Source organism: Paenibacillus sp. FSL H7-0323 (assembly GCF_038002725.1).
GTDB classification, from domain to species: domain Bacteria; phylum Bacillota; class Bacilli; order Paenibacillales; family Paenibacillaceae; genus Paenibacillus_AQ; species Paenibacillus_AQ odorifer.
This window is the reverse complement of the sequence record NZ_JBBODB010000001.1, coordinates 6413173-6425248: the sequence shown is the minus strand read 5'-3', so window position 1 is coordinate 6425248 and position 12076 is coordinate 6413173. Positions and strand designations below refer to the sequence as shown.

Annotated in this window: 11 protein-coding genes; all 11 read right to left on the bottom strand. The window is 50.2% G+C overall.

The genetic code is table 11. From position 1 onward, the window contains the following. Positions 1 to 30: 30 nt before the first annotated feature. Positions 31 to 1287: a Zn-dependent hydrolase gene (locus MHH89_RS28740; RefSeq protein ID WP_076302166.1), complete on the bottom strand. Its 1257-nt coding sequence runs from the start codon at positions 1285 to 1287 to the stop codon at positions 31 to 33. Continuing rightward, on the bottom strand, positions 1284 to 2678 hold the full coding sequence (locus MHH89_RS28735) for an allantoinase (protein ID WP_341088656.1): 1395 nt from the start codon (positions 2676 to 2678) through the stop codon (positions 1284 to 1286). Before MHH89_RS28735 ends, MHH89_RS28740 begins: the two co-directional genes overlap by 4 nt. A 33-nt stretch (positions 2679 to 2711) precedes the next feature. After that, a complete protein-coding gene (gene uraH, locus MHH89_RS28730; protein WP_076125436.1) occupies positions 2712 to 3086 on the bottom strand; it encodes a hydroxyisourate hydrolase in 375 nt (124 codons plus the stop codon). Beyond that, positions 3086 to 4036: a factor-independent urate hydroxylase gene (pucL, locus tag MHH89_RS28725; protein ID WP_076125438.1), complete on the bottom strand. Its 951-nt coding sequence runs from the start codon at positions 4034 to 4036 to the stop codon at positions 3086 to 3088. The genes uraH and pucL overlap by 1 nt, the downstream gene beginning before the upstream one ends. 39 nt (positions 4037 to 4075) lie before the next feature. Then, complete coding sequence (gene uraD, locus MHH89_RS28720; RefSeq protein WP_341088655.1) at positions 4076 to 4588, bottom strand: 2-oxo-4-hydroxy-4-carboxy-5-ureidoimidazoline decarboxylase; 513 nt, start codon at positions 4586 to 4588, stop codon at positions 4076 to 4078. Positions 4589 to 4592: 4 nt separating this feature from the next. Continuing rightward, complete coding sequence (locus MHH89_RS28715; RefSeq protein WP_081383303.1) at positions 4593 to 5129, bottom strand: (2Fe-2S)-binding protein; 537 nt, start codon at positions 5127 to 5129, stop codon at positions 4593 to 4595. Continuing rightward, the gene (gene pucD / locus MHH89_RS28710) at positions 5116 to 7410 is read right to left on the bottom strand and encodes a xanthine dehydrogenase subunit D (protein WP_341088653.1); all 2295 of its coding nucleotides are present in this window, start codon (positions 7408 to 7410) and stop codon (positions 5116 to 5118) included. The genes MHH89_RS28715 and pucD overlap by 14 nt, the downstream gene beginning before the upstream one ends. A 34-nt stretch (positions 7411 to 7444) precedes the next feature. Further along, complete coding sequence (locus MHH89_RS28705; RefSeq protein ID WP_256716053.1) at positions 7445 to 8302, bottom strand: FAD binding domain-containing protein; 858 nt, start codon at positions 8300 to 8302, stop codon at positions 7445 to 7447. Between the two features lie 100 nt (positions 8303 to 8402). After that, positions 8403 to 9332, bottom strand: coding sequence for an ABC transporter permease (locus MHH89_RS28700; protein ID WP_341088652.1), 930 nt, complete (start codon positions 9330 to 9332; stop codon positions 8403 to 8405). Positions 9333 to 9335: 3 nt separating this feature from the next. Then, positions 9336 to 10478, bottom strand: coding sequence for an ABC transporter permease (locus tag MHH89_RS28695; RefSeq protein ID WP_076279514.1), 1143 nt, complete (start codon positions 10476 to 10478; stop codon positions 9336 to 9338). Then, the gene (locus tag MHH89_RS28690; RefSeq protein ID WP_076279513.1) at positions 10475 to 12007 is read right to left on the bottom strand and encodes an ABC transporter ATP-binding protein; all 1533 of its coding nucleotides are present in this window, start codon (positions 12005 to 12007) and stop codon (positions 10475 to 10477) included. The genes MHH89_RS28695 and MHH89_RS28690 overlap by 4 nt, the downstream gene beginning before the upstream one ends. Positions 12008 to 12076 lie beyond the last annotated feature (69 nt).

Here is a 12076-nt window from a genome sequence, read left to right as displayed (position 1 = left end):
ATCCTCCCTTAAAAGTTCGGCGAACTCTTTTTAATAAGCTAACTCATATAACATCGCAGTCAGAACCTCAAGCCCAGCAACGAGCTGCTCAGGGGAAGTATACTCTTCCGGAGAATGGCTGATGCCAGCTCGGCTTGGCACAAATATCATCGCAGTAGGGCAACGCGGCGCAAACAGCTGGGCGTCATGTCCCGCTCCACTTACCATCATGCGGTACGTCTTCCCCTCTTGGCGGCAGATATTTTCCAGCATTGCAGATAGCTTCGTATCCATAGGTGCAGGGACTGTGTGGAGCACGGATGTAACCTCAAGAATCACCCCACGTTTAACAGCAATTTCATTACATTCCGCAAGAAGCTTCTCACAGAAACGTTCCAGTTCGTCCTCTTCACTATGGCGGATATCTAGTGTAAAAAGAACCTCACCCGGGATCACATTTGGCGTATTCGGATACACCTCAAGCTTACCCGAGGTTGCTACAAGAGGTTCACCAGCCGTTTTAGCAGAACTTTCAAGCACGTACAGCATTTCAACCGCACTAGCCAGTGCATCCTGCCGCATAAACATCGGTGTCGTGCCCGCATGATTAGCAATACCACTGACCTTGACCACATATCGTCTCTGTCCAACAATCCCCTGAACTACGCCTATCTGAGTGTCCGTTTTCTCCAGAATAATCCCCTGCTCGATGTGCAGTTCTACAAAAGCACCAATATCATTTCTGACTCCAGTCCGCTTAGAAGCTTTCTCCTCCGTTATGTCCTGTAAGAAGCTGGATTGTGCCATTGCTGCTTTTAACGTCACGCCCTCTGCATCCATACAGGTCTCGGCCTCGCTTCCGTCATACCTTTCCGTGACATGGCCCGAACCCCAATAAGCAAGCGGAAATCGACTCCCTTCTTCTTCACAAAAAGATACGACCTCAAGCGTCCGCTGCGGCTGGCCAAAGTTCCTCTGCAAATCTTGAAGCGCAATCATAGCCGCAGCGATCCCATAGGCACCATCATATTTTCCGCCATTGACTACAGTATCGATATGCGATCCGGTTAAAATAACCTTTTGCTGCGGATTGCATCCACTCAATCGTCCATATACATTGCCAACCTTGTCTATGGAAACTTCTAAGCCGAGCCCAGCCATTTTTTCCTGCAAAAAAATCTGCGCCCGGCTCCATTCCTCCGTATATAGCAGTCTAGTAACTCCTGGCCCAGGTGTGCTGAATGCCGCCAGCTCCTCCAGCAGCTCCAGCAGTTTCTGAGTCGACGCTTGAACTCTGGAATCATTCATAGGCTGTACTGCTCCTTCCTAATTCGCAGCCACTGTCCACCTCCCTCACTGATCACTCCTTCTTCAGAGGTATAGATCACATTCCCGCGACAGATCGTAGCAACTACTTTGCAGGATAAAGTTCTTCCGATGTAGGGGCTGTGCTTGTGGCGATACAATAAATCCTCCGCAGTCAGCGTATAGGTTGTATTTGGATTCAGCAGAACTAAATCGGCATCTAGACCTAGAGCTATAGCGCCTTTGCGATGCTCTATTCCAAAACGTTTTGCGGGTTGCCCTGCAAGCAGACTGGAAATTAATGTAACATCCAAACCCCGCACATTCACGCCTTCATGGAACATAAGCTCCAGACTGCTCTGCGCACCCGAGATCCCACCCCAAGCTGCAAAAAAAGACAAGTCCGGCTTCACCTTCAATTCCGTTGGACAGGGGGAATGATCCGAAGCAATCAGATCGATTTTGCCTTGGGCCAGCATCTCCCATAACTTCTCCTGCTCCACCGCACTTCGCAGCGGAGGCGCACACTTCGCCACAGGGCCTAAAGCCTTCATATCATTTTCAGTGAGGACCAGATAATGTGGACAGGTTTCGGCCGAAACGTCCAGACCTCGAAGCTTAGCTTCATAGATTTTCTCAATGGCGGCGGCCGTGCTGATATGAACAAAATGCAACCGGCAGCCCGTACGTTCACCGTACAGCAGCGCCCTGGACACTGCCTCCAGCTCTGCTTCAGCAGGGCGGCAAGCCGCAAAATCACTTGCGCTGGTTCTGCCATTTCGCACTGCATCTGCGGTCAACACCGCCGTGATAGTCTCACTTTCTGCATGCAGCGCCAGAATCCCGCCCAGAGAAGCGATTCGCTGCATCCCTTGATAGAGTGTATCCTCATCCACTTCACGGAATCTGCCTTCGCCCTCCCCTCCAGGATTGGAGAGAAAGGCTTTAAACCCAGTGACGCCAGCGGCTGCCAAAACTTCTAAATCATCCAGATTGCCGGGAACGAGCCCACCCCACAGCACATAATCAACGGCAGAGTTTCCAGCCGCAGCATCTACCTTTTGACGAAGCCCAGCCTCGTTCACAGTAGGTGGATTGCCGTTAAGCGGCATATCTGCATAGGTTGTGCAGCCGCCAGCTGCCAACGCCGCAGAACCGCTGCGAAAGCCTTCCCAATGTCCAAACGTTGGTTCATTAAAGTGGACATGCATATCAATCATACCGGGGAGCACATAGAACCCCTCTGCGTCGATGACTTTGGTTAGCGGCGCAAGCGAAAGTTCCTCTCCAAGTGCGACAATCTTACCCTCTGATACTGCAATATCCAGCTTGAGTACCTGATCGGGCAGCACTACATTCCCGTTCTTAATCACAAGTTCATAGGATTCCTTCATGAGCTGCCACCTCCTCCGGTCGTCAACTTTCTCTTAACTTCCCCGATACGTACTATATCCACCAGGTGCTACTAGCAAAGGTACATGGTAGTGTTGCATGGAGCTCTCTATATGAAAGCGAATAGGTATCTGTTCTAGAAAAAAAGGCATCTCACGTTGAGTGTCTGCTGACGCTTTGGCATCCGCTCTACGGTAGTAATCGCCAACCATAAACAGCAGCTCGTAACATCCAGACTCCATTTCGTTTCCCTCCAACAGCGGAGCATCCAGCCTCCCGTCACTGTTCGTGACTTCTTCACACAGAAGCTTGCTCATCCCATCCGTAAGCTTCCAGAGCTGAAGCGTCAGACCTGTAGCAGGAATCCCCCGCGACAGATCCAACACATGGGTGGTAAGACGCCCGCTCATTACGCTGTCTCTCCGGCCAGATCTGCACGGCTGACAGAAAAGCCCTGAAAACCATAGGGTGGACGAGGTTCGGTGAAGACTCCACCTTTAGTTTCTTCAGGCTCAACAATGGTTTCCCAAGTCCGGTTATTGGACTCAAATGAAACGGTAGCCAGCTGTGGAAAACGGGACAATACGCGCAGCCCAATTTGATAAATCAACGATTGGATTGATGGACTGTTCAGCTCATGAAAAGCGCTATGGGCGATATCGCGAACCTGCTCCGATGCCACATATTGGCCTAGATCTCCATCCAGAGCATGCTGAACATCACTGTAGGTCCAGTTAATATTCAGAAAAATATAAAGCGGACGGTCAAAGCTCTCCGGCAATGTTGTATACTCATCACGGACGAATCCATAAAACGAGCTTCCACTCACTTTTATCAGCTGTAAATCCTTCAATCGGCATTCATGAGCGATAACCTCAGTCCCATTCTCTCCACGTTTTATAGTTAACGAAGCCGAATAAGATTCATTATTGGAGTGACGCAGTACTAAATGACTCTGTTTAAGCCCCTCAACCCCGGGCACCATCACCTGTTCAAAAGGTAACCGGTCTGCGGAAACTGAAACTGCGGTGACATGATCGTATTTATCGAGAAAACGGCTGCTTAAAAGCTGCAGTAGCCCCTCCGTTGTGCTTCCAGTGTAGTCCGCGGTATTGCGCAGGATGAAATTTTTCATAGAATCGGTAGCAACAACCATGGAATTATCCCCCTCTGAAAAAGAAGGAAGAAACGCTTCGCCCGTGACTGCGAATGTAATATTATGTGCGAATATAATGTTGTCACAGCCCGTGAAGGAAGATTCGGGAACGGGGGTAACGGCCAGCGGTTTAGCATAGGTACGATAAGTTAGCACATCACTTTTTCCATAAAACATTGTACGTCCGTTAATTGGTTCCAGCATGGCTGACACCCTCCCCGTTTATGATGAATGAATGAATAATTAAATAATTAAATCACTTAGGCGAAATCTCGTAATTGTACCGACTTCAGAAAAGGCTTGAACCCATTCCTCCTGAGGGGAACGCTCTACTCGCACTCCAATGGCGCTGATAATGTCATCTTTGTTTTTGCCACGAACAGCTAGAATAAAAGGATAATGAAATTTGTCCGTATACTTTCGATTCAGATCATTCAATAGATTGAACTCTTTCGTTGTTAACCGATCCAGTCCAGCTCCCTGCTGCTCTGAGGCAGACAAAGCCGTAACTTGAAGCCTAGTCGCCAAATCCGGGTGAGCTTTTAATAGTCCCTCCATTCGGCTCCGGTCAGCACTCAGTACGGTCTGCATCATGGTGCTATGCAAATGCTCTAAAGAATGGAACGGAATCTGCTTATAAGCCTCCTCTGCTACCCACGGTGAATGTTCAAAAATGCCGCCTAGATGCTTCACAAAATCCGTTATACTCATGGCATTTATCTCTTCCATCGTAAACCTGCCTTCAGAAACGACCATCCACTCAACCTCCAATAGCTTTGTTAACAGCTCGTAAAATGCCACCGTACCCCGTACAGCGACAAATGTTACCCGATAAAGCTTCTTCCACTTCAGCCTGAGTAGGATGCGGGTTCTCTTCCAGCAGAGCAACCACCGAGATAACCATCCCTGGTGTACAATAACCGCATTGGAACCCCCCCTCTTCTAAAAAAGCCCGCTGAACGGGATGCAGGCCTACTTCACTAAGACCCTCAATCGTTGTAATTTCCGCACCTGAGCATTGATAGGCCATGACCAGACATGAATTCACTGGACGTCCATCCACCAGCACCATACATGCCCCGCAGCGGCCAATCTCACAAGAACGTTTTGTGCCGGTCAGCTCCAAATCTTCACGTATGACCTTTAAAAGCCGACGGGAGGGTGGAATCTCCGTGGATATCGCTTTGCCATTAAGATTGCAATTAAAGGTGAACCTCTCTTCTGCAAAGGCTTCCTCAGACGATAAGGGGGCAAGGTTATCTTCATCTAGATTCGCATCTGAATTATGGCTCGACATGGATGTTCACCACCTTTTGTGGAATAAACGGTGTAGACTGCAGCCATTCGGGATCAATGGGCAGTTTGGTTATCCGCTTCCCTACAGCCTGAAATATGGCTGACGCGACTGCCGGAGCTAAATTGACGGAACCCACCTCTCCAATGCCGCGAGGACCGTACGTGTCATGATCCGGCAAATCCTCTATCGGCTGCACCTGAATGCTGCCATTCATGTCGGCAATGGTCGGCACCAAATAGGTGTCTAAATTTTTGGTGACATAGCTGCCGCCAGACATCACAGCATCCTCTGACAAGGTGAAACCGACCGCCATACTGCTGCCACCTTCGATCTGTCCAAGATAACCTTGCGGATTAGCCACCGGTCCCGCCGCTACCGCATGATATTGGTCCAGTACACGAACACGTCCTGTAAGCAGATTAACTTCCACGCGGACTGCGATTGCGGAATAAGTGTATAGAAAATGTGCCCCCACTCTTTTAAAGGGTGTGGTTGGATAAGTAAACTTTGTATTACAGACAATGGGTTCTGAAATACGCTGTGCCAAGTCCTTGTAAGTCAGAAGCAGACCGCCGTCTTTTAGCCAAATACCGCCAGGGCCGAGCTTCATTTCATAGTTATCCAGCTCTGGCTTTATCATCGCAGCTGCCTGCAGCACTCGAGCGGTGAAGTCTGGACGCAGCCGTTTTAAGGCCATCCACATCATGCTGGTTGATCGGGAAGCCGTACTAGATCCGCTATCGGGCACAACATCCGTATCGCCAATGACGATGCTTAGATCCTCTGCCGCCAAGCCAAACTGTTCAATCAGCATTTGTTCCATTGTTGCGATTAACCCCTGACCAAACTCCTCGTAACCAAACACCGCCTCAATCTTGCCCTCTAGCGTCAAAGAGAGCCTGCCACCCGCCGGATCGGGAATACCATAGCCAAGTCCTGCACCATGCATAGCTATAGCAGCACCCGTTCCAGTTACGATCCAAGGTTCCACCACACCTGAATCACTGTCTGTAGATGCGGCCTCAGTCATAAGAGGCGAACCCGCCAGCGCTTCCCACACCTGAAAGGCACCATCGGTCTGAGCAATTTCCTGACCCAGCGGCCCCAGATCTCCATATTTACGCAAATTGCGGCGGCGCATTTCCCACGGATCGATCTGCAATCGCTCAGCCAACCGATCGATTTGTCCCTCCAAAGCAAAAATCGCCTGATTGCCGCCAAAACCGCGAAATTCACCAGATACACCGTTATTGGTATATACAGCAAAACCCTTCACATCCACATGATCGATGATATAAGGGCCCATCACATGTTCTGTCGCGAAGTTGAGCACCTCCGCCCCCAGTGTTGCGTAAGCTCCCGTATCCGAAATAATTCTGACCTGATGTGCCCTGATGATTCCTTCGGGGTCGCAGCCAGTTTTCATGGTGATTTTCATGGGATGGCGTTTTAGTCCTGCACGTACCGATTCAGCTCTCGAATTATGCAGTCTTACCGGACGGAGTGTCCGCAAGGCGAGCAGCGCTCCATATGGCTGTACATTCAGCTCGTCTTTTCCTCCAAAGGACCCGCCGATAGGACTCGAGATGACGCGAATATCTTCTTGAGGAATAGCCAGAATTCTGGATAGCTGCAGGCGATCCATCAACCCATGTTGTGTAGCTGAATATACGGTAAGCCGTCCGTTATCCTCTGGGATAAACAGTCCACCTTCAGTCTCCATATAGGTGTGCATTTGGCGTGGTGTATAATAAGTCTCCTCTACCACATGACAGCAATCCGTAAATACCGTTTCCGGCTCCCCTTTCCGATATTCCGTATGATGAAGCACGTTTCCCTCGGCATGCAGCAGAATTGCGTCCTTTTTCATCGCCTCTTCCGGATTCTCAAGTAAGGGTAGAAGCTCATAATCCACTTCGATAAGAGATAAGGCATATTCCGCAATTTCGTCCGTCTCTGCCGCGACTGCCGCAATCGCATCGCCAGTGTAACGCACACGGTCACTGCAAAATACCGGTTGATGCGGCAAAGCTATGCCAAAGCCGTTAAGTCCGGGCACATCCTCATGAGTAATTACAGCGTGTACACCAGGGACTTCAACGGCCTTCTCAATGCGTATGGACAAAATACGAGCATGTGCCTGCTCACTGCGGAGCACGCGGCCGATCAACATTCCTTCTGCCCTCATGTCGGTCAAATACTGCAGCTTACCGGATACCTTGCCCTCTCCATCGGGTCGTGTACGCCAGCGGCTACCGCTGGATTCCTTATTCAGCAGCATTTTCCCTCTCTCCTTTCGTCGGGTTATTCACCTCTTAACTCCGTATATTCATAGCCTTCCACAGCTCAGATACAACCAAATTCCCAGCAGTCTTTTTCTTGTAAAGTTCTGTTGCAAAGGGATCACTATACGTCTCAAAGCTGTTCTCAACCTCTTCATATAAAGAAGCCAACAGCTCCTCTGTATACCTCACACCTTCAAGCATAACTTCAGCTCTACTTAGTCGCTGCGGCCGCCCAGAGCCCCCACCTGCGGCGATACGCACCTCACGGAAACGGAGTTCCTCATCGATTGATGCTGAGATTGCTACTGTTACAAGTGAAGGGGTGAACACTTCCCTGCGGCCAACCTTACGAAAAATTTCTAGCCTATCCGTTAACGGACTCTCTAAGCGAGTAGGTGAGATGCGAATCTCAGCCACAAGATCTGCCGCAGGTTTTATCCCGCTCCAGTGATTGTTTAGCCACTCTATCAAAGGTAGTGCCGTCATAAATTTGCCGTCAAAGGAGATTAACTCCGCGTCATAGACCAGTAACGCAGGTAGAATATCTCCGAAGCCAGAAGCGATATTGCCCCCGAGCGTGGCAAGATTACGCACCGACGGAGCCGCTATGCAACGTGCAGCCTCTTGCAGCGCAGGAGCCACGGCCTGCAAATGCTCATTACTGCGGCACTGGGAGAGTGGAACAAGAGCGCCCAGAGATAAGTGAAATTCCGTTAAGGTAATGTCGCCGAGATTTGTGATTTGCCGAAGATCAATCAGCTGTTTGGGCATATGATCCGTTCCATTTTCCCACCCTGTTCTCAGCAATGTTCCTCCTGCGACATATCGGGAACTGTCTCCAAACGCCGTTTTTCTCTCCCAAGCTTCGTGCAGGCTGTGGGGTTGAATTACTTCAGGTAGCCTTCCATCCTCTTCCCGTATAACTCCTATACACTCCGCCTCCCTTTTTGAGTACCAGATTGCCGCTTCCCTTCTCGTATAGCCTGCCTTAAAACCTTTGTTCCCGAATATAAGGAACTCCGAGCGCCTCCGGTGTACCGGATGGTTTGTTGCGATTGCGGTACCCCAGGTACATCAGGACCAGAATGGTCACAAGGTACGGAATCATTTTGAGAAAATAGGGCGGAACTGCACTGCCCAGCAATTGAATGCGGAAGCCAAGTGAATCCAATGCCCCAAAAAAGTAAGCGCAGAACAAGGCGCGCAGCGGATTCCATCTGGCAAAAATCACTAGCCCTACCGCAATCCAGCCTCGACCGGCTGTCAGCCCTTCATTCCAGGTTGGCGCATAGGCCAATACCATATCCGCTCCGGCCAGGCCGATGAGAGCAGCACCGGTGATCACATAGCTGTAGCGGATAAGCTGCACACGGATCCCCATCACATCTGCGGTAGCCGGACTGTCTCCGACTGCCCGCAAATGCAGGCCCCATGAAGTGCGGTGAATTAGCAGATGCAGAGCAAGCACTAGCAGCAGGCTGAACCAGGTTAGGTAGTCCATGTTGCCGAATATTTTTCCGATGAACGGTACATTTTCCAGCCAAGCCAGATGCAGCTTAGGGGAGGTTCCCGGCAAAGGAATGCCGCTGATTGGTTTACCAAGATAAGCGCTCAACCCACTGCCGAAACAGGTCATCGCAAGACCGGACATCGTTTGATTCGCCCGCAAGGTCACACAGAGAAAAGAATGCAGCAAACCAAGCACAGCCGTTACAGCTACGGTAGCCAGCAGAGCCAGCAACAGGTTTCCGGAGCGAATATACACGATACAAGTGGTGACCGCTCCCATCAGCATCAGACCTTCAGCCCCAAGCTGTATAATGCCGGCTCGTTCATTTAGAATGCCTCCCAGCGTAGCCAGCAGCAGCGGGGTCCCTGCGGAAATAGCGGCAATAAGTAGCTGTGTTGTAAAATCCATCGCCTATCTCCCCCCTTTCAGCTGAACCCGGCTACGGCGAATGCGGAAACGATAGATCATATCGCCAGCAATCAAGAAAAACAGGATGGAGCCCTGCAGCATTTCTGATATCGATGAGGGCAGCCCGATGGTTTGAACACTATATCCACCAACAATTAAGCCACCGAATAAAATAGAAGTAACGATTAGACCGAGTGGATTCAATTTGGCCAACCAAGCCACAATAATGGCGGTGTATCCATAACCCGGTGAAATGCCCTGCATCAGCTTGTGTGTAACACCGGAGACCTCCGCCATGCCAGCGATCCCGGCGAGCCCCCCACTGATCAGCATGACGATAATAATATGGCGCTTGATAGGAACCCCCGCGTATCTGGCTGCAACAGGATTGGCCCCAATCAGACGGAGCTCGTAACCCCACTTGGTAAAACGAATCATTAAGTAATAAATCACAACGGCGATAAGTCCAAATAACAATCCAATATGCAATCTTGTACTTCCGAGAACAGGCAGCGACTGAGCCGCAGTAAACATAGGGGATCCCGGGAAATTAAATCCTTTAGGATCTTTCCAGGGTCCGAATACCACGTAATCGAGCGCCAATAGGGCAACATAATTCAGCATTAATGAAGTGATTAGCTCATTCACTCCAAAATGCGTCCGCGGAATAGCAGTCAGCAGTCCCCAAAGCGCACCCGCGGCAATCCCGAACAGCAGCATTAAGCTCAGGGACCAGAATGAAGGTAAGTCAGGAAAATAAATCGTGACCGCTGTGGCCGCCATAGCCCCAACAGTTAACTGGCCTTCTGCTCCAATATTCCATACCGAAATGCGGTAAGCCACAGCAATCCCAAGCCCACATAGGAGTAGCGGGATCGCTTTAACCATCGTTTCCGTGAGCCCATACGCAGTGCCAAATGCGCCACGGAACATTTTTTCATAGACCAGCACCGGATTCATGCCATTCGCCGCAATAAATAGGGCACACAACAATAGCGCTAAAATTATAGATACAATAGGTGTCCACCAAGGAGAACGGATGCGGCTGGCATCGTATTCGAAACGTAGAGAGAATCGTTTTCCGGAGTGAGAGGGGAGGGGTTCCAGTACAGCTGCTGCGGTATTTCTTCCATTCTCCGGGCTCATACGGCGCTCTCCTCTCTATTATGAATACCAGCCATTAGTAGTCCGATGCTCTCTCGATTCGCTTCCTCATGTGTACTCTCACCAATAATTGAGCCGTTATAGATCACTAGAATCCGGTCGGACAACTGAAGCAATTCATCTAAATCCTCCGAAATTAACAACACGCCACTACCTGAACCGCGCAACTCCATAAGAAGGTCGTGAACACCAGCCGTGGCACCTACATCCAGCCCTTGTGTCGGATGAACGGCGACCATCAGCTTAGGCCGATGACTGATTTCACGTGCAAAGAGCAGCTTCTGCTGATTACCACCTGACAACTGTTGTACTGGCGTCTCCAGCTCAGGTGTTTTGACGTTAAAGCGCTGGACCAGCTCCTGTGACCACAAACGGTTCTTCGCGGACTTCAAGAAACCAAATTTGGAGTGCTCCTCTGAGCGGTAAGACTTAAACAAAAGATTATCCACCGATCCGAGGCGTCCAGCTAAACCGCTCTTCATCCGGTTCTCCGGCACGTGGGAGATTCCTGAATCAATTGCCCCTCTAACCGAAGCCGATTTCACCGTTTTTCCATCAAACGTGATTTCACCACTTTTCCAGCCTCTAAGACCTGTTAACACTTCAGCCAGTTCCTTTTGCCCGTTACCAGCTACCCCAGCTACGCCTACAATCTCCCCTTTACATACGTTCAGTGAGAAGTGATCCAGTGCTTTTCGCCCGTGATCGGCATATACGTCCACATCTTTCACTACTAATAAAGAATCCCCTTCAGTGGCTTCCCGTTCTTGACGAGTGATGGTTACTTCCTTGCCCACCATCAGACGAGCCAGCTCCAGTTCATCTGTATCTGCCGTGGTCAGTGTGGCGATCATTTTCCCTTTGCGCATGACGGAAATCCGATCGGAGGACGCCATAACCTCTTTCATTTTATGAGTAGTCATAATGACCGTTTTTCCTGCCTGCTTCATGACCCGCAGCGTTTCAAATAGCTGTTCCACCTCTCCCGGGGTCAATACAGAGGTTGGTTCATCCAGAATAATAATGTCAGCCCCGCGATACAGCGTCTTAACGATTTCAACACGCTGCTGCTCACCCACGGACAACTGCCAGATCGGGCGATCCACCGGGAAATTCAGTCCAAACCGTTCCGCTAATGCCTCTATCTCCTCGCGTTTGTTCTTCATCCACTTACGGCCGCGCCAGAAAGACGACTTTTCGCCAAGCACGATATTTTCTGCTGCTGTGAGGCTTTGCACCAGCCTAAAGTTCTGAAACACCATACCTACACCCAGCTGCGCAGCATCTTTAGGAGAACGGATCTGAGCACCTTTCCCATGAATGAAGATTTCTCCTTCATCTGCTCTGTACACCCCTGACAGCATGCTCATCACCGTGCTCTTCCCGGCCCCATTCTCCCCAAGCAACGCATGAATCTCACCCGCATTTGCCGAAAAGTCGACTTGATCACTGGCGGTTACCGAGCCGAATTTTTTCACAATCCCCCGCATTTCAACTGAAGTTCCCCGCATGGCCTGAACCCCTCCTTCCTTCAAGTTGTAGTACGGGTGGGGAAGTTTCCGCTTAACGGAACCCGCCCC

Bases quoted from the DNA above. Each gene is read 5' to 3' on its own strand.
- pucL (WP_076125438.1), bottom strand. From the start codon at position 4,036: ATGCTGGAACCAATTAACGGACGTACAATGTTTTATGGAAAAAGTGAT.
- MHH89_RS28740 (WP_076302166.1), bottom strand. From the start codon at position 1,287: ATGAATGATTCCAGAGTTCAAGCGTCGACTCAGAAACTGCTGGAGCTG.
- uraH (WP_076125436.1), bottom strand. From the start codon at position 3,086: ATGAGCGGGCGTCTTACCACCCATGTGTTGGATCTGTCGCGGGGGATT.
- MHH89_RS28700 (WP_341088652.1), bottom strand. From the start codon at position 9,332: ATGGATTTTACAACACAGCTACTTATTGCCGCTATTTCCGCAGGGACC.
- MHH89_RS28695 (WP_076279514.1), bottom strand. From the start codon at position 10,478: ATGAGCCCGGAGAATGGAAGAAATACCGCAGCAGCTGTACTGGAACCC.
- MHH89_RS28735 (WP_341088656.1), bottom strand. From the start codon at position 2,678: ATGAAGGAATCCTATGAACTTGTGATTAAGAACGGGAATGTAGTGCTG.
- uraD (WP_341088655.1), bottom strand. From the start codon at position 4,588: ATGGTCGTTTCTGAAGGCAGGTTTACGATGGAAGAGATAAATGCCATG.
- pucD (WP_341088653.1), bottom strand. From the start codon at position 7,410: ATGCTGCTGAATAAGGAATCCAGCGGTAGCCGCTGGCGTACACGACCC.
- MHH89_RS28690 (WP_076279513.1), bottom strand. From the start codon at position 12,007: ATGCGGGGAACTTCAGTTGAAATGCGGGGGATTGTGAAAAAATTCGGC.
- MHH89_RS28715 (WP_081383303.1), bottom strand. From the start codon at position 5,129: ATGTCGAGCCATAATTCAGATGCGAATCTAGATGAAGATAACCTTGCC.